Source organism: Pseudomonas sp. P4_B4, from assembly GCF_056402255.1.
Window position 1 is genome coordinate 22889 of the sequence record NZ_JBFUHS010000024.1, and the last position, 17930, is coordinate 40818.

Below are 17930 nucleotides of genomic sequence, written 5' to 3' on the forward strand. Positions count from 1 at the left end.
GGATGCCTCGCTCAACTAGTGATGCTTTTTGTGGTGCTTGTTCGAGTGTTTATAACCGTTACCGGAATGGGAATGACCGCTGTCACTCCCCAGATCATTGCCGACCGCACCGCCGGCTGCACCGCCAAGACCGGCACCGATGGCCGATCCGGTCGAACCGCCAAGACTGTTGCCGACCACCGATCCACCCGCCGCGCCCAAACCACCGCCTACCGCCGCCTCGGTGCGACTGTGCTTGGGTGCGGCAATGGCGCTACCGGCCGCTCCGCCGACACCCGCGCCAATCGCTGCCCCCGTGCTGCCACCCACCTGGCCACCGACAACATTGCCCAACACCCCACCAAGACCACCGCCCACGGCGGCATCTCCATTACCTCCCGCCAGCGCCGCCTGAGAGACCAGCCATCCAAAAATAATCGCAGGCAACATCAATCGTCGAGCACTCAGGCTTGCGGTTTTCTTGCCGTTGGTTTTTGGGTTCATGGCACGCCTCACATTTTTCAGGGGTTTGGAAGATTTGAGCTGCTGCGGCGTGAAACGTTCATATATGAAAAAGCCCGGCATCAAGTTATTCCCCACGCTTGGGAATACATAGTTAATGGGCTTATTAACATTCCTGCTTCAATACCCCTCTCCGAGGGGTATTTTTTTGTCTGGCCATTGCGAAAGCTATACCGTGATCCAGCTTCGTATGTAATCAAAATCTGAGCGCTAAATGGTCGAAATTTGTTATTGCCCAATGCCCAGCGGATGGGCGCCAGCACCTGACCTGGGCGTTGCAAGCCATGGGTGAGGTATTGCGCCAGGAACGGATGGTGTGAGTTGTTGCTGCTCAGTTCTCTGGAGCGGCATGCTTCACCAGACAAATTCCCGAATCAGAAACTGCCCCGTCCGCGGATCGAACTGGCGCACAAAGTGAACGTGCCTGGAACCGAAGGGCTGATCGCTGAACCCGGACCCTCTGATCACCTCGAAGCTGTTCATCCGGTGGATCGGTATGAAGTGCCGGTTATCCATTGGTACGAAATGCCGGTTGTGCATTGGCACGAAATGCCGATTGTGCATTGGTACGAAATGCCGGTTGTGCATTGGCACGAAATGCCGGTTTTCCATATGAAACGGGCCCCCGTGGAAATGGTGGAATTGCCCGCATTGCTGTGGCTGCCCACTGACCAGAACGGCCGGGTGAGGATTTTGACCGAGGCCGCCACCGCTGATTGCCTCCAGGGAGAGGCTGCTTGCCAGAAGCCCCGCGACCAAGAGCAGGAGTTGCTTGAAGATACGCATAGCGCCACCTCCGACGGTCCCCCTACACTAAATTATAGTAAGCCATGGACCCCGGCCTGGCCTTGGCGCTGAAGTAGACATCTAGCCAAACGGCGGGTGAGCAGAAAGTAATAATCTAAAAATTACCTTGTAATTCATTGTGTTATAGAGCGAATGTCCTAATTTTTGCCATATCTCGGCACAACCCCAAGTAGGGGTCAGGGCTATGACTAGGAATGTGGACCATGCATAAAAAAGCGCCGACGTTGCCATCGGCGCTCAGGAGTAGCGATGTCTTACGATGTATTTCTACATCGAAAGGATATGATGCTCGAAAGCCGACATCTGCTAGACCTTTGGGCCCCGCTCTCAGAACTATGTACCTTTAGGGTATAAGTCACGATGGCCGGGCTCTTTTAAATGCTCAATCAGGATCAGTGACGCTTGTGACCATTGGCCAGGTTGCTGCCTACGCCGCCACCCAATGCACCGCCCAGGCCTGCACCGATAGTGGCACCGGACTTGCCGCCAAGGCTATTGCCGATCACCGAACCACCGGCCGCGCCGACACCGCCACCGATAGCAGCGCTGGTGCGATGACCTTTTTTGGCGGCAACTGCGCTGCCCGCCGCGCCAGCCACGCCCGCACCAATCGCTGCGCCAGTGCTGCCGCCCATTTTCTGGCCGACCACGTTACCCAACGCGCCGCCCAAGCCACCGCCCAGCGCGGCAGTGCCGTCACCAGCCATTGCACCTTGAGCAACCAGAAGCCCCAGAACCAGAGCAGGCAGTGTTAAACGCATGACAAAAACCTCAAAAAATAGGGGTACACAAAAAGGGGGCGAGATTGAATGCTTTTGCGCGGATAAAGTCCAGCACGCCGGTCCAACTTCGCGATTGGCGACGGTTGGACAGCATTTTTGAAAAAGGTTTTATGACGGACAAAAAAAAGCCCGCTGGGGAAACGGGCCAGGTGTTGCTTTCTAACGGATGAGTCGAGATTACGGAGGGATCTGTGAAAAGTTTGTGAAAGATCAGCATCTTTAAAAAATTGTCATAAAACTTTTCAGACATGAAAAAACCCGCTCTATAACGGGGTCTGCCTAACGTTCGGTTACTTCCTGACCGGCGCTGTCACCTTGGGTAAAAATTTGCCCTTCAATGCCCGGCACGCCCTGGTCTTGATCTTGTCGACCTCAGTCTGGTCCTCGCCGAAACTGGCCACATACTGGGTCTGACCACACCGCACGGAATTGTTGATCGGAAATTCTGCGCCATCGTCCTCGATATACGGATCAGCCATCTCTTCACCCCTTTCAACACGCGCGATCGACATCGGCAAGCCCTTTGCCTGGAGAAATATCGATCGCCAAGGTTTTTGAGACTAGCCGGTCACTAACGGACCTGCCGTTCGGATTTCCCCGTGACCGACGAATGGCTTCTCACCTTTCACCGCAACTTGACCGCAGTCCCCGTCACAAACACCACGACCATCCCACCCTTGCCGGCCGGCATGCTGATCTCATAATCAAGCCCGACTACCGCGTCCGCCTGAAGCGCCTGCGCCCGCTCCTTGATCTCTTCGGTGGCCTGAATGCGTGCTTCCTTCAACGCTCGCTCCAGAGTCTGGGAGCGCCCACCGAAAAAGTCGCGCATCCCGGCAAACACGTCGCGGACAACGTTGATCCCTTGCACCGACTCGGCGCTGACGATATCCAGATAGGCGGTAATTTGCCGACCCTCAATGGAGTGGGTTGTGGTGGTGATCATGGGTGTTCCTTCCTGTTCAGAAATTCAGCCAGTGCATCAAACGCCGGCAAAGTGACGGGATCATTGGCCGAGTTGCTGGCCACCGGATGGGATGCGTAGCGGACGATGACCATTTCGGCCTTCGGGTCGACATAGATACGCTGCCCATGGACCCCACGCGCCATGAACGCCCCGCCCTCCTTGCCCGTCACCCACCACATCGACCGGTAACTCCAGTCTTTGAGCAATGTGTATCCCGCCTTGGCGAAAGCCTGTTTATCACCGCCGCCACGGATATCGTCGATCACTGCCTGCGGCACGATCTGCTGACCGTTGAACCGACCGCCGTTACGCAGCATCTCGCCAAAACGAGCCAGATCCCGCAACCCCGTATTCAGGCCACCACCGGCAAACGGCGTGCCGATGGAGTCCACGGTGAAATAGGCGTCCTGTTCGGCACCCAACCGGCTCCAGATGTTCTCCGACAGCAGTTGTGCAACATTGCGACCGGTAGCACGGGCAATGACCCAGCCCAACACGTCGGTGTTGACGGTCTTGTAGGCAAACGCTTTGCCGTGCTCACCTTGCGGTTGCACCGTCTGCAAAAACTCGTAGTAACTGCGAGGGCCGTCATAACCCTTGGGTTTGGGCAACGGGTTACCTGCCTTGGCATGGGCCCAGACTTCGGCATCCGGATTCGCGTAGTCTTCGCTGTATTTGAGGCCCGTGGTCATGTCGAGTACCTGCCGCACTGTCGCACTCCCAAACGCAGAATCCGTCAGCTCCGGCACATATTCGGCAACCCGCTTGTCAGTATCGATGCGCCCCTGCGCCACCAACATGGCGCCCAGCGTGCCGATCACAGACTTGGTCACAGACATCGCGGCGTGCTGGCCGTCCGGCTTCAACACGCCGAAGTAACGTTCGTAGACAACTTTCCCGCGGTGCATCACCACAATGCCATCGGTGTAAGTGGCCGCGTGGGATTGCTCCCAGGTCATCGGCGCCTTGGCGCCAAGGGGGACAAAACTGATCCCGTCGATATCTTTGCGTAGTGCTATCTCCAGTGGAACCGGAGCACCCAGGCCGCGTGAAACGTTGATCGTCGGCATCAGTTGCCGGAAATTCGAAACGCTCCAGCGCATTGCCGGAAACTGGAAATAGCTGCCGTCTTCAAAACGCACGGTGCGATCAGCGGGGGGTGGCGAACCTGCCATCCAGCCGAGTTTGGCCGGATCACTGGCTTCAGCGTCGGGAAAAGTTGCAGGGGCGGATGCGAGGGCCAGTGATGACATGGCAACTATCGACACAGCCGCGATGAGCTTGGCTGCGCCGCGAAAGCTGGCGGGAGGATGGAGCATGATGTCGATTCCGTTCGAAGAGTTTGAGCAGTCTAACAGCCGGATTGGCTTGATTACCGCTTGTACGGTAGATGCTCTTGTCTCTTATTTGCCGAAATTCAAACTCCAAAAACACAAAACCCCTGGCTTCTTTCGAAACCAGGGGTTTTGTCCCATGGCGCATCCCCACAAAAAAGACTACTGGCGATTGGTCCTGAGCATAGTCACGCTGAGCGGCAACTCAAAGTGCGTAAAGTCACCGTCGATCGGGATGTCGCCTGTGCTGGGGGTGCCATTCCTACCGCGACCGAAAGGACGAACGAAGGCGATGGTGTTTGGCCAGACATCACCCTCCCCCCACGCTAACCTATGTGGCGATCACAGAAGCGCGCCCTGTTTGCTCAGTTTTGCTTCGCCAACGCAGGAACAGGTGCACAGGGTGTTGGATTAACGCCCAGAGACATCAGCAATCAGCCCAGATCTCAGAACCTGTGGTGTTCAAATGGCGAAAGCGCTATCCGGAGGCGGGTCTTGAGGGATTGAACGAACCTGCCTAGAAGTGGCCAGCCTCGCAAGCTCAGCACTAAAAAGATGAAGAAAGTTCTTACGCTGACCACCCAGCGCGTGCCGCGTGAGGCGACGCATTGGAGTGGCAGTGGTCAGAGTAAGATAAGATGCCTGCAAATCAGGCTTGCTGTGAGTAGCCCCGCATGACAGATAACAGTCGGAACACCACCCATCTGATCAAGAAGTACCCGAATCGCCGTCTGTATGACACGCACACCAGCAGTCATTTGACCCTTGCGGATATACGCCAATTGGTCGTCGATAAAATCCCGTTCGAGGTGGTCGACGCCAAGACTGGCGAGGATCTGACCCGAAGTATTTTGCTGCAGGTCATTCTGGAAGCCGAAAGTGGCGGTGAGCCGATATTCTCCAGTGAGATGCTCATGGGGATTATCCAGTTCTACGGTCCCTACCAGAGTGTCCTCGGCAGCTACCTGGATAAAAGCATCCAGACGGTCATCGACATCCAGTCCCAGACCGGCGCTCAGTCCTCTGAAGCCTGGAGCAAGTTCATGCACCAGCAAGCACCGGTCATGCAGGATTTGATGCGCCAGTATGTCGACCAGTCAAAAAACCTCTACCTGAACACTCAGAACCTCTTCGGCCTGTTCGGCGGCATGCCACCAGGCAAGCCAGGTGCCGGTGGCGGGCCGAAAAAAAATGGCGATGGGGAGTAAACCCATCGCCATCAGTGTAACCGCTCTAATGTGACTTACTTGTTACCGCTTGTAGCCTTGGCACCAGGAGCGGTTTTGCCGGCTGCGGCGGTCGCTGCGTCAAAACCGCTCTGGGCAACGTCAGCAGCCTGTTTTACGGCGTTCTGTGCGCTTTCAAAAACGGTACCGGCATTCGCCAGCGACGACTTGAACGCGGCCACAACAGGCTCGGAGCCAGCCGGTGCATTCTTGCTGATCACTTCAACGAACTCTTGCACCTGCTGGGTGCCCACCTCGACCTGACGCGAGGTCAGTTTGGCGATTTCCGAGTGAGTGCCGACAATCAACGCTTGCACTTGGCGATTGAACTCAGCCAGGCGTTCGGCTTGCACATTTGGCTGGGTGAAAGAAGTCTGGAGCTCAGCGAGTCCTTGTAGATCACGGACTGCCAGCAGCTTGCGAAAGCCGTCGAACTGCTCCTCGGTGGAGGCCTGCAATGTCTTGAACTGCAATTGGCTGAACTGTTCAACACTGGAGAAGATTTTGCCGCTGATTTGCTGCAGGAGGTCTAGGTTGGCTTTCTGAGCGTCTTGCAATTTTTCCGAGTTAAAAAAAGACATGCTTGAATCTCCTGATTCTGAAAAGCCGACATGGGCCTGAGGACGCGATAGCGATCCTGCCGGTCATCGCGTTAGCCTTAATATTGCAGCGCACAAATCCGTTTAGCAATAATTTTTTGTGCGGTGCACAAAAATATTTCTTCTCCTGCCTCTATTCGCTATAGACTCCTAACATCGAACAGCCAGCCAAGCCCTCTTTATTAAAGAGGCGCAGGCAACTGCTTCTCATGCATAACGCCAGGAGATCACCATGGGCCAGGAAGATATTATTGCATCGCAATATGAAAAAGCCTCCTCTCAACGCGGCCTGTTCGAACACCTGAGTCATCTGCAGCACCTCAACACCCTGAACGTCCTTGATGCTTTGCGCCAGCGCCAGGAAAAAACTCTCGCGCCCCTGAAGCGGGGTCAACTCAGACAACCCACGCCCACTGACTGGCAGGAATACTTCACCGACCTCGGCCAACGCAGCCTGCTGTTCTGGGACACCCTGCGCCAGCGCGGCGACAATACGCTGGCCCATGAACGCGCCGGGTATCCACTGCTGCTCAAGTTCGATCATGAAACCCTGATCGCCGGCTCCGACCTCCCACGACCGGTCAACTATTCACTGCTGCAAATCCTCCCCGGACCAGAGCAAAGAATCGACAGCAACGGCCAGCCGGTGATCATCATTGACCCACGCGGCGGCCACGGCTCCGGAATCGGCGGCTTCAAACAGGATTCGGTATTAGGTGAAAGCCTCAGAGCCGGCCACCCCACCTATTTCATCTCTTTCAGTCACTCACCACAGCCTGGACAAACCCTGGCCGATATCGTCGAAGCCCAGGCCCGGTTCATCGAAGTCGTCAGCGCCCTTCACCCGACCAGCAGCAAGCCGATCATCGTCGGTAACTGCCAGGCCGGCTGGGCCTTGATGGGACTGGCGGCAAAACGACCGGAACTGCCGGGATTGATCATTATCAATGGTGCCCCCTTGTCATACTGGGCCGGTGTCAATGGACGCAATCCGATGCGCTATACCGGTGGCCTGCTGGGTGGCGGCTGGATGGCTCGCCTGGGCAGCGACCTGGGCAATGACCGTTTCGACGGTACCTGGCTGGTCAGCAATTTCGAAAACCTGGACCCGGCCAACACCTATTGGGGCAAGTACTACCAGTTATTCAGCCAGGTCGACAGCGAGGCTGCGCGCTTCCTCGACTTCGAACGCTGGTGGGGCAGCCCGACCCTGCTTAATGGCGAAGAGATCGAGATGATTGTCGATCAGCTTTTCATCGGCAACCAGTTGTCCGGCGGACTCGGCCGCAAGAGCACCGGCATTGACCTGAAACGTATCGAAGCACCGGTGGTGGTATTTTGCTCCTACGGAGACAACATCACCCCCCCGCAGCAGGCAATGAACTGGATCGCCGATGCCTATCCCAGCGATCTCGCTTTGCATGACGCAGGACGTACCATCGTCTACCTGCGGCACGCCAGCATCGGCCATCTAGGTATTTTTGTTTCCGGCAAAGTGGCGCGGCGCGAACACCGTGGGATGCTCGGCGCGGTCGAAACCATCAAGGCGCTGCCGGCGGGACTGTATGAAATGCTGATTGACGATCTGCCAACCTCCTCAGGTAGCGATGACATGCAATACCGAGTGCGCTTCGAATCAAGGCGAATCGCCGATATCCATGATGACGTCGAGCCGGCCCGTGATGACGATCGCGAATTCTCTCTGGTGGAGCGCGCCTCTGAAATCAACAGCGCGTTTTACGACGGGTTCATACGTCCGTGGCTGCGTCAGATAGTCAACGAGCCCATTGCCGAATTGATACGCAGGACGCACCCCTTTAATCAGCAGCAAGTGCTATGGAGCAGCCTGAATCCGGCGCTGTGGTGGTTAGCCGGGACCGCCTCCCAAGTGAGCAGTGATCGTCATCCTGCACGCAAAGACAACCCGTTGCTGGCCTGGCAAGCGTTGTTTTCCAACCAGATGCAAGACGCCCTGAATGCTTATCGCGATGTGCGTGACGCCACTCAGGAGCTGTGTTTTTACGGTATTTACGGCGCACTGAGTGCCCTCACCAGCAACAAGCCTGTGCGAAATCTCCAGGCACATGCCGACCAGCTGGACCAGGCCCTGATCGAACGCCTGCAGGATGCGCTGCCTCATGGCGGCCCCCTGGAAGCATTGGTGCGGATTCTGTTTTTGCTGGGCCGCGACAGCGACAAGGCGGGCAAGGAAAGCATCGAGAAGCTGGTCCAGCAGGTGCACCTGCTGGTCCAGGACTACAGCAATGAGCCCACTGCCCTGCGCGAAGCCATCCGATTGCAGAACCTGCTGGTTTTCGCCCACCCGCAAGAAAGCTTGCGCAGCCTGCCCTTGTTGCTACCTGAGGCAAAGGAACGCCAACAGGTCCTGACAGCCGTTGGGCAATTGATGCCTGAACTGCTAGCGACCGTTGGAGCTGAAGGCGAATTCTGGTGTGAACTGCACGCGTTGCTCGAAGTCCCCCTGCCGGGCTTCAGCCTGACCCAACCACCCAGTGAAACAGTTGTCATCCCGCAGGAGACCCCTTCGGAGCCATCTCCGTCGCCGCAGATCACACCACTGCCCGCTCCCGCCATCGTAGTTAAAGCCCCGAAGCGCAAAGCGAGCAAAGGTACAACAGGTCCCAAGCCTCAATGACACTTCACAAGGGATTAGCGGTGCATCCGTTCGGCGAAGCCTGCGACCTTATGATCTCTGTACAGACCGATGGGGTTCATGGATCGGACCCGCGCGACTTTTTCGACCACAGGCGACAACTCGTCGGTTCGATACTGACCGGGGGTCATACCGAACCAACGGATGCATGCCTTATGGAAGCTGCTGTGATCATGGAAGCCGAGCAGGGAAGTCACATGCTTCATGTTGAAATGAGAATGGCGCAAATAGAAGTCAGCCATCTGCCGGCGCACATCGTTCAGGACGTCCTTGAATTGCGTGCCATCCTTCTCAAGGCCTCGTTGAAGCGTTCGCTTGCTGATATTCAGTGCCGCCGCAATCGATTCCATATCACATTGCCCTTGGCCTTGCCCCTGGCTCAAGCGCTCGGTAATCAGCGCGCGAATCCTGCCAACGATAAAGTAACCGGACAACAGGTCCAATTGAGCCTCGGCAAAACTGTCATGGAGTGTGGCCAACGCCTCGTTGGCCATGCTCAACGGACTCAGAAGCTCCTGGCCATCGAACAAGATGCTGTCATATGCCGCCCCGAAACTCAGCGGACAGCCAAAAAGCCGCTGATGCTCCGACGTGTCTTCAGGTTCGGGATAAGTGAACTCCACACTCAACGGTTGCGGTGACTTGCCACCTGCCAGCCAATGGCAGAAACCCAGCAGCGAAGCCAAGGCTGCATCCGTGTATTGCCGGGGTTTGACCGAGCCATGTTGCTGATGATCGAGACTGGCCAATCGGTAATGCTGCTGCTCCTGGACAAGGAAAAGGCTGAATCCGGTACCAATCAACGGGCTGAAACGAACCAGACGTTCAAGCGCCCTTTTCAGATTCGAACTGGACATCATCGTGTAGCCCACGATCTGAAAACTACTGGGATGGAATTCCCCGTAGGCTTTCAAACCGATATTCAGATCATCCGAAGCCTGAGCAGCCAGGTCCCAAAGACGATAGATAACGCTTCGCTCGCAGAATGCTCCTGGTTTACCCACGAACTCGACATCCAGTCCCGCCTCCTGGCACAAACCGGCAAGGTCCAGTCCTTGGGCCAAAAACGTATTCGCCAGCATGCTGGCATAACCTGAACTCATTCTATACATGGCGTCCTCAATGACCAATGGAACCGAACATCCTGTCCGGAGCCGATACTGACATGCGCTGAACATATTTCAACAGTGTTTCAGTAATATTAACTATCCATTGAGTTTTAAGAGTTGATCCCAGTATGGGTGCTCCTCATTTTTTTGCCAGCAGGCCAAAACACCCGTGTGGCACCGATGGACAGGAGAACGTCACCTTCAAACACTTCCGCACGGCCCGTCGATATCGAACAATCTTCTCTCCTGCAGCGCAAAAAAAAATGGAGTAGATGTATGGAATCGCGTAGTCGCATTGCTTTGGTAACGGGTGGTATGGGCGGTATCGGTACGGCAATCAGCCAACGTCTATACAAGGAAGGATTCAAGGTAATCGTCGGCTGCAGCTCTGATTCCAGCCGCAAGAACGACTGGCGTGCCAGCCAACTGGAGGCGGGTTATGAATTCGAGTTCATCTATGGTGACGTCACCGATTGGGAGTCAACCCGCAAGGCTTTCGAGATAGCTCGTGAACAATTCGGCCCGATCGATGTGCTGGTCAACAACGCCGGCATCACCCGCGACGCGTCTTTTCGCAAGCTCACCCCGGAAGACTGGAACAGCGTGATCGGGACTAACCTGACGGGCTTGTTCAACACCACCAAGCAGGTCATTGAAGGCATGTTGTCCAAAGGCTGGGGGCGGATCATCAATATCTCCTCGATCAACGGTCAGCGTGGCCAGTTCGGCCAGACCAACTACTCCGCCGCCAAGGCTGGCATCCATGGTTTCACCATGGCACTGGCCCGGGAAGTCTCCGGCAAGGGCGTGACCGTCAATACCGTATCCCCAGGCTACATCCAGACCTCCATGACCGCGGCAATTCGCCCGGACATTCTCGAAGGCATGATCGCTGCAACTCCGGTCGGTCGCCTTGGCCAACCCGAAGAGATCGCCTCTATCGTGGCCTGGCTGGCTTCCGATGAGTCTGCCTACAGCACCGGTGCCGATTTCTCGGTAAACGGCGGCATGAACATGCAATAACCCCGATCAGGGCAGGAATGCCCTGGTTTGCTCGACGAATTTTGTCTTTTCGATGAGGTCACGCATGAACGAAGTCGTAATCGTTGCCGCTACTCGTACCGCCATTGGCAGTTTCCAGGGTGCTTTGTCTGCAATTCCCGCGACCGAACTGGGTGCCGCAGTGATTCGCCGCTTGCTGGAGCAGACGGGTATCGATGCTGCTCAAATTGATGAAGTGATCCTCGGCCAGGTACTCACTGCCGGCGCTGGGCAAAACCCGGCACGCCAGACAGCGATCAAAGCCGGTTTGCCACACACCACCCCTGCCCTGACCTTGAACAAGGTCTGCGGCTCCGGCCTCAAGGCGGTCCATCTCGCCGTCCAGGCAATCCGTTGCGGCGACGCGGAACTGGTAATCGCTGGCGGCCAGGAAAATATGAGTCTGGCCCCCTATGTTCTGCCCAAGGCACGCACCGGCCTGCGTATGGGCCATGCACAACTGCAAGACAGCATGATCCAGGATGGCCTGTGGGACGCCTTCAACGACTATCACATGGGTATCACCGCCGAGAATCTGGCGCAGAAGTACGAGATCTCTCGTGAAGCACAGGATACCTTCGCTGCCGCCTCGCAACAGAAGGCCGCCGCAGCCATTGAGGGCGGGCGTTTCCAGAGCGAAATCACCCCGATCCTGATTCCTCAGCGCAAGGGCGAACCGCTGGTCTTCGACACCGACGAACAGCCGCGTATCGACAGCACTGCGCAAGCCTTGGCGAAACTCAAACCAGCATTCCAGAAAGACGGCAGCGTGACCGCCGGCAACGCTTCGACCCTCAACGATGGTGCGGCCGTGCTGTTGCTGGCCAGCGCCGCTAAAGCACAATCGCTCGGCCTTCCGGTACTGGCACGGATCAAAGCCTATGCCAGCGCCGGTGTGGACCCGTCGATCATGGGCATCGGCCCGGTCCCGGCTACACGCCTGACCCTGCAAAAGGCCGGCTGGAGCGTCGAGGACCTGGACCTGATCGAAGCCAATGAAGCCTTCGCCGCCCAGGCGCTGGCGGTTGGCAAAGAGATGGGTTGGGACACCAGCAAAGTCAACGTCAACGGCGGCGCGATCGCCCTTGGCCATCCGATCGGCGCATCGGGGGCACGGATTCTGGTGTCGCTGGTGCACGAACTGATCCGTCGCGACGGCAAGAAGGGGCTGGCCACTTTGTGCATCGGCGGCGGACAAGGCGTCGGCCTGGCTATCGAGCGCTAACCAACGGCATCTGAGTAGCCCATGCGCGGACTTGGGACCCTTGTTCCGCGCATCAGATTGGCGTCAGACAACGCTGCCCGCATTCCTGCCGTCGCTACGCCGGAGTCCGGCAAAGCGCGGCTTTTTTTCTGCCCGGCTCATCTGTATGGGCAAGGAACTTTATGGACAACAACGCGCATACATTCAAAACCTATTGGTCAGGCCAGGTTCCGTTCATCGCTTCCTTTGCAGTGCAACAATTACGTCTATGGGTCAGCACTAATCCGTGGTTTTCCGGGCATGAGCACGGCGCCTGGTTCGAGTTGCCTCGCGAAACCCTGGACAGCCTTCAAGCGGACTACCAGGTTCAATGGGGCCAACTCGGCCAAAAACTGCTGACCGGCCAACCCTTCAGCTTCGATGATCGACGCTTCTCCAGCGGCAACTGGAGCGCGCCACTGTTCGGCTCCCTCGCTGCGTTTTACCTGCTCAACGCAAGCTTTCTCCTGAAACTGCTCGACAAGCTGCTGATCGACGAAAAAAAACCGCGCCAACGCCTGCGCTATCTGGTGGAGCAAGCCATTGCCGCCAGTGCGCCAAGCAATTTCCTGGTCAGTAACCCTGATGCGCTCCAGCGTGTGGTTGAGACTCAAGGTGCCAGCCTGCTCACAGGTATGCAGCATCTGGCCAGCGACATGAACGAAGGCAAAATGCGCCAGTGTGATAGCGGCGCCTTCAAGGTTGGCGTCGATCTGGCTAACACCCCCGGCGAAATCGTCTTTGAGAATCACCTATTCCAACTAATTCAGTACTACCCGCAAAGCGAAACCCAGTACCGACACCCGGTATTCGTCGTACCTCCGTCGATCAACAAGTACTACATCCTTGATCTGCGCCCGGACAACTCGATGGTCCGCCACCTGCTGGAACAGGGACATCCTGTATTCCTGATGTCCTGGCGCAACTTTGACGAGGAACACGCCGGCACCACCTGGGATGACCTGATTGAGCACGGGGTAATCGACGCCTTGCAGGTGACCCGCGATATCAGTGGCGAGCAGCGACTCAATTGTGTGGGCTTCTGCATCGGCGGCACCCTGCTGAGCACGGCGCTGGCAGTACTTGCTGCACGCGGCGACAGGGAGATCGCCAGCGTGAGCCTGTTCACCACGTTCCTTGACTACCTCGATACCGGTCCCATCGACATATTCGTCGACGAAGAACTGGTGGCCTATCGAGAGCGCACCATCGGTGGCATGAATGGTCCCATCGGTCTGTTTCGTGGTGAGGACATGGGCAATACCTTTTCCCTACTGCGCCCCAACGAACTGTGGTGGAACTACAACGTCGACAAATACCTCAAGGGGCAGAAGCCGATCCCGCTTGATCTGCTGTTCTGGAACAACGACAGCACCAACCTTCCGGGGCCGATGTACTGCTGGTATCTGCGCCACACCTATCTGCAGAACGATTTGAAATCAGGCGAGCTGGAGTGCTGTGGGGTCAAGCTTGATTTGCGTGCAATTGACGCTCCCGCTTACATCCTCGCCACCCATGACGATCACATCGTGCCTTGGAAAAGCGCCTACGCCAGCACCAACCTGCTCTCCGGGGCCAAGCGTTTTGTATTAGGAGCTTCAGGGCATATCGCCGGCGTCATCAATCCACCGGCCAAGCAGAAGCGCCATTACTGGACCAATAATCGGGTCACGAAAAACCCGGAGACCTGGTTCAAGAATGCTGAGCAGCAACCCGGTAGCTGGTGGAATGATTGGTTCAACTGGCTGGCGGGACACTCCGGCGAGCGCCAACCAGCGGTTGCGCACATAGGGAATGACAAATTCCCGCCTCTGGAGCCGGCGCCAGGCAGTTATGTAAAGCAATGAAAAACTGCTGTGGGCCAGAGCGCGACACTTTCTAGTCCGTGACGCTCAACTTCCTGGATGACGGCAGCGTCGAGATATTGTGGGTTGTGCCGAAGTATGATTGATCGGAAACGGGCAACGAGTCGAACCGCCTGCAACACAGCAGTTTGATTGTTCAGACGAAGATCAAATCACTCAAACGTAAGCTCAAGGACGAGGTTGGTACGGAGGAGGACCAGCAATTTTGACTGTTGTTGTGGAAATGCCCTGCTGCATGACGGCATGCAGCAGGTCTTCCGCGACTCATGTGTTCGGCATGCAGCTAAGTTTATCCGAAATTGCTGCTGCGAAATCAGCAATCCGCCCTGGGTCAAATTTCAATCGGCAGGGTGTGTGAGTTTTCAATCAGCGCCAACAATTTCACCAAATCTGGAAGTCTTTTTCAGAGTTTCCCTAATGAATTACTACCGTCCATTCAACTTTCACAATCGCGGGTTAATTTTTGTGAATGAAATAAAGTTTAAACAAAATTATTACTACGTGTGACCCGCCCCCCCTACTAATAAACAGCCGACCGGTAAGCCCACCCGATGGCACATCATTTGTTTGGGTACAAGGAGAGACGACCCATGAGCACTCCGTTGCGCATCAACGAAGCACTTTTGATTGCCGGCCACGCATTCGAACCTTTTCAATGCGTCGCCTGGGCTCCGCAAGACGGTAATGGCGAACTGAGCCTGACCGTCATGGACCGGGCCAACACTCATATTTGTCGCAAACAGGTTCCAAGCAGTGCCTACTCCGACCCGGCGCAGCTGGAAAGCCTGCTGGAAGAGGTGCGCGCCGAGTTGAGCCAGGAGGGCTACAAGCTACAATCCTGGACAATGCCAGAGTAAGCATTCTCGCGGATCGCTACCGGTGATCCGCCTAATACTCCACTCTCAAGATCATCGAAGGCAGCCTCATGCACCTGGTGTTGGAATCAGCCAGTCGTGCAGAGGGCTATGCCTTGGGCTTTCGCGATGCGGGGATCATCACTGAAATACAGTGCGTCGAGTGATGTACACCGCTTAGAAACTGTTGAAAAATCAGCCTTTGATCGCAAAGCACTGAACCGTCCAAAGTATGGGCTGAATTTTTTTCAGAACCGCAGAAACGAAAAAGCCCCGAATAATCGGGGCTCTAACGTTTAAATGTGGCGGTGAAGGAGAGATTCGAAAGCACCCGATCGCGGTTTTCGGAAAATCAGCCCCCGGTTTATAAGGGTTTCGCGGCGATAGTTAGCGCGCAAGCATTCCCACGGCGTTCCCATGGGTTTGTGCGGCAACGGAAATCGCATCGACTGGTAGGGCCTGATGCGTTTTTCGGGTGAGCCATCGGAAAAGAGTAATTTAGGTAATGTGAGTGCGACAATTGGCTACAGGCCTTTGTTTTCAAGGCTTCCAGACGAAACCGGAAAGGTAATATCTGAGTAATTTTTAGGTAATGAAATTACTCTTCTTGTAGGTAATCACCTTTAATCACCTGTACCTTACAAATCAATAAGTTACGTAAAAATTACCTTATGCATTACTAAAAATTACCTTTTGAAGTAATCCGTAAAACCCAGTCAATACGGGGCTTCCAGCCGTATAAATGCTCCAAATTACCAAAATTACCTTTTTCCGACGGCGTTCCTGAAAAAGCCCCCCACCCCTCCTAAAAATCCCGCTCCAGGCACTGGCACCAATGGAAGAGCTATGATTTGCCCACTGCTGAGTCCTGAAGGGCCCGGCTTCTTGAGTGATCCGAGGGTAATACATGAAAAGTGGTTGGCTAATTACGTGGGAGTGGATCGGCGACCATGCCTCTGTAGAGGAGAAGGTTGTGGCAATCGTCAACTACCGCCGTAAGGCACCGTACATAAAGGATCTGATGGAGCAGCTTTACATTGAGAAAACGTCAACCGCTTCTGAGAAACTGGATTACGCAAAGGACTCGACGGCAAATCCATATCCCGCGCACTACGGCACTATCAATGGCAGGCAATGGGAAGGAAGGGTTCACTGTGGCCATAACCCGCACCTATATGGTCGGTTGGTCAGTAACCTTCGAATAGAAATTAAAAATGGTGAAGAATCACTGAAATGGGATGAGCGACCAGTACCGGTATTGAGTTGACGCTCAACCAATAAGCAGGCGTAGCCGACCACTGTGAGGCCGGAGGTAGCGGCAAAACGCCCTCACTCCGCAGGGATCTGCAGGATTTTTCTCACTCCCCAAAACGCTTCTAAGGCTGGCACTGAGAGGTTCTCAGCTAGGTGCAGAAGTGCAGAAAAAAAGACCCATTTAGCCCGCAGGCGAGGTGGGGGGACGACGGCGCGCGCCAGTTGCTGACCCACCCAGGCCGGCCATAATCGCACCAACTTGGTGCGACACCCACATGAATCAGATCCGCCCTTGGGAGCGCAAGTGGGCGCAGCATAAGACGCCTGAATGGTCTGACCGATGCGGATCTGTTGAAATTGGAGCAGGCACGGGAATCGCTGGCCCTTGTGCAGGCGCAGGCCCAATAGACCAACCACGTCGGTGCTCGTAGGTCAAACTGGAGTGCTTAAACCGCATCGCGTCGAGAACTGCCCTACCCCCTATCAGTTCAAGCAAAAACTGACAGACGGTATAACAAGCGAAAACTGAAAGCGTAGAGTCAACACCCTCCTGCTCCGCAGAGTCATGCGAACGAGTCTCGGAAACGCAAGACGTAACCAGCACGCGCTTTACAAAGCGCTAGGTCATTTTTTAGCCGAAATTAGCCGCCATTTTTCCTGCACCGTTTCAGACCGGCGTAATCCGCCGCAGTGAATACCGCGTACGTTGCACACGTTTCGAAACCTACTACGATTGACATAGTGCTTGTTGGTGATCAAAAATGATCACCGAAGCGTTTAAACGCAACCGCCCGACGTTCGTCCGGCGAAGGAATCGGCGAAGCCGATGAGTAGCAGCGCGTACTAGCTGCGAGGGAAATGCCCATGGCAATCAAAAGCGATACCTTTAGTCGCGTTGAATTGAGTGATTCGGACGCCGTTCGTTTCGTGCAGCACATGCGCGAAGACAAACCCAACGCAAAAGCGAAAGCCTCGTATGCACGTGGCCGCGATCTGCTGAGCCAAGTATTCAACAGCCAAGCCGCCCGCGCTCGCTAATAAAGTGAGTGCAGGATGCAACCAGGCGTTGATTACTTCATAGAAAAGCTCGACCCGCTCCACCAACCAAGCAGATTCTCAATGGGCCCAGATCTTGATCTGCGGCCCTTGAAGTCGTTCATTCAGAACAACGCGCTGGAGTATCAGATTGCCAACGTCGCCGTCACCTATGTAGCCATCCTGCCACCTGCAGAGCACGGCGCCAGACCTAGGGTGATCGGATACATAACGCTGACCTGTAGCGAGATTGAGCTCAATGGTACCTACGCACTAGACGACTGCGAGCACGCTAATCGTTACCCATCAATGCCCGCTTTAAAGGTAGCTCGCCTGGCAAGCCACGCAGGCTATGCCGGCAACAAGATCGGCAGCGTGCTCATGGAGTTCGCTATCGCCATGGCGGCAGATCATATTGCCCAAAGTGTTGGATGTAGGTTCCTAGTGACTGACTCCAAGGCTCAATCTGTACGCTTTTACGAAAAGATTGGACTAACACTTTTAGATACAGAGGAAAACAGAGGCCGCCAGGAGCCTGTGATGTTTCTCGATCTCAACAAGCTAGTCCAGGACGAAAATCCCGAACCAGATGAAGAAACAGCCGCTGCTGAAGTCGCTGCCTGCTGAAAATTAGCTGGC

General features: G+C 55.6%; 18 protein-coding genes and 1 pseudogene. 11 read left to right on the forward strand and 8 right to left on the reverse strand.

Features of this window, described 5'->3' with window-relative positions:
• Positions 1-15: 15 nt before the first annotated feature.
• Positions 16-483, reverse strand: coding sequence for a glycine zipper domain-containing protein (locus AC1DVE_RS22610; RefSeq protein WP_223535448.1), 468 nt, complete (start codon positions 481-483; stop codon positions 16-18).
• A 339-nt stretch (positions 484-822) separates the two neighbouring features.
• Between AC1DVE_RS22610 and AC1DVE_RS22615 the strand changes: the two genes are divergently transcribed.
• Positions 823-1359: a hypothetical protein gene (locus AC1DVE_RS22615; RefSeq protein ID WP_477784193.1), complete on the forward strand. Its 537-nt coding sequence runs from the start codon at positions 823-825 to the stop codon at positions 1357-1359.
• Between the two features lie 341 nt (positions 1360-1700).
• Here the strand turns inward: AC1DVE_RS22615 and AC1DVE_RS22620 are convergent, their stop codons facing one another.
• From AC1DVE_RS22620 to AC1DVE_RS22640, 5 genes are all read right to left on the reverse strand, one after another.
• A complete protein-coding gene (locus tag AC1DVE_RS22620) occupies positions 1701-2069 on the reverse strand; it encodes a hypothetical protein (RefSeq protein WP_007988063.1) in 369 nt (122 codons plus the stop codon).
• 10 nt (positions 2070-2079) lie between these two features.
• Positions 2080-2340, reverse strand: a complete 261-nt coding sequence (locus AC1DVE_RS22625; RefSeq protein WP_223459027.1) for a hypothetical protein — start codon at positions 2338-2340, stop codon at positions 2080-2082.
• Between the two features lie 40 nt (positions 2341-2380).
• Complete coding sequence (locus AC1DVE_RS22630; RefSeq protein ID WP_223459071.1) at positions 2381-2569, reverse strand: hypothetical protein; 189 nt, start codon at positions 2567-2569, stop codon at positions 2381-2383.
• 146 nt (positions 2570-2715) lie between these two features.
• Positions 2716-3036 (reverse strand): YbjQ family protein, encoded by a 321-nt coding sequence (locus AC1DVE_RS22635; RefSeq protein WP_223459029.1) that lies wholly within the window; start codon positions 3034-3036, stop codon positions 2716-2718.
• Positions 3033-4376, reverse strand: a complete 1344-nt coding sequence (locus AC1DVE_RS22640) for a serine hydrolase domain-containing protein (RefSeq protein WP_477784194.1) — start codon at positions 4374-4376, stop codon at positions 3033-3035. The genes AC1DVE_RS22635 and AC1DVE_RS22640 overlap by 4 nt, the downstream gene beginning before the upstream one ends.
• Before the next feature lie 423 nt (positions 4377-4799).
• Between AC1DVE_RS22640 and AC1DVE_RS22645 the strand changes: the two are divergent.
• Positions 4800-5006 (forward strand): annotated as a pseudogene (locus AC1DVE_RS22645) (helix-turn-helix domain-containing protein); the annotation flags it as partial.
• 59 nt (positions 5007-5065) lie between these two features.
• Positions 5066-5599 carry a polyhydroxyalkanoate synthesis repressor PhaR gene (gene phaR, locus AC1DVE_RS22650; protein WP_223459033.1) on the forward strand — a complete coding sequence of 178 codons (534 nt, stop codon included), beginning with the start codon at positions 5066-5068 and terminating at the stop codon, positions 5597-5599.
• A 35-nt stretch (positions 5600-5634) separates the two neighbouring features.
• Here the strand turns inward: phaR and phaP are convergent, their stop codons facing one another.
• A complete protein-coding gene (phaP, locus tag AC1DVE_RS22655; protein WP_223459035.1) occupies positions 5635-6198 on the reverse strand; it encodes a TIGR01841 family phasin in 564 nt (187 codons plus the stop codon).
• Between the two features lie 250 nt (positions 6199-6448).
• Here phaP and AC1DVE_RS22660 point away from each other — a divergent pair, with 250 nt between their 5' ends.
• Positions 6449-8872 (forward strand): DUF3141 domain-containing protein, encoded by a 2424-nt coding sequence (locus tag AC1DVE_RS22660; protein WP_223543092.1) that lies wholly within the window; start codon positions 6449-6451, stop codon positions 8870-8872.
• Positions 8873-8886: 14 nt separating this feature from the next.
• Here the strand turns inward: AC1DVE_RS22660 and AC1DVE_RS22665 are convergent, their stop codons facing one another.
• Positions 8887-10002, reverse strand: coding sequence for an AraC family transcriptional regulator (locus tag AC1DVE_RS22665; RefSeq protein ID WP_317848710.1), 1116 nt, complete (start codon positions 10000-10002; stop codon positions 8887-8889).
• 273 nt (positions 10003-10275) lie between these two features.
• Here AC1DVE_RS22665 and phbB point away from each other — a divergent pair, with 273 nt between their 5' ends.
• The 7 genes from phbB (at position 10276) to AC1DVE_RS22700 (ending at position 17918) form a co-directional block, all read left to right on the forward strand.
• On the forward strand, positions 10276-11022 hold the full coding sequence (gene phbB / locus AC1DVE_RS22670; RefSeq protein WP_223459041.1) for an acetoacetyl-CoA reductase: 747 nt from the start codon (positions 10276-10278) through the stop codon (positions 11020-11022).
• Positions 11023-11086: 64 nt separating this feature from the next.
• Positions 11087-12265: an acetyl-CoA C-acetyltransferase gene (locus AC1DVE_RS22675; protein WP_223459043.1), complete on the forward strand. Its 1179-nt coding sequence runs from the start codon at positions 11087-11089 to the stop codon at positions 12263-12265.
• 161 nt (positions 12266-12426) lie between these two features.
• Positions 12427-14130, forward strand: a complete 1704-nt coding sequence (gene phaC, locus AC1DVE_RS22680; protein ID WP_223459045.1) for a class I poly(R)-hydroxyalkanoic acid synthase — start codon at positions 12427-12429, stop codon at positions 14128-14130.
• A gap of 608 nt (positions 14131-14738) precedes the next feature.
• Entirely contained in the window at positions 14739-15005 is a 267-nt protein-coding gene (locus AC1DVE_RS22685) for a hypothetical protein (RefSeq protein WP_223459047.1), read from the forward strand.
• Between the two features lie 970 nt (positions 15006-15975).
• Complete coding sequence (locus tag AC1DVE_RS22690) at positions 15976-16269, forward strand: hypothetical protein (protein ID WP_477784195.1); 294 nt, start codon at positions 15976-15978, stop codon at positions 16267-16269.
• A gap of 851 nt (positions 16270-17120) precedes the next feature.
• Positions 17121-17294, forward strand: a complete 174-nt coding sequence (locus AC1DVE_RS22695) for a hypothetical protein (RefSeq protein ID WP_477784196.1) — start codon at positions 17121-17123, stop codon at positions 17292-17294.
• Positions 17295-17309: 15 nt separating this feature from the next.
• On the forward strand, positions 17310-17918 hold the full coding sequence (locus AC1DVE_RS22700) for a GNAT family N-acetyltransferase (RefSeq protein WP_477784197.1): 609 nt from the start codon (positions 17310-17312) through the stop codon (positions 17916-17918).
• Positions 17919-17930: the final 12 nt, after the last annotated feature.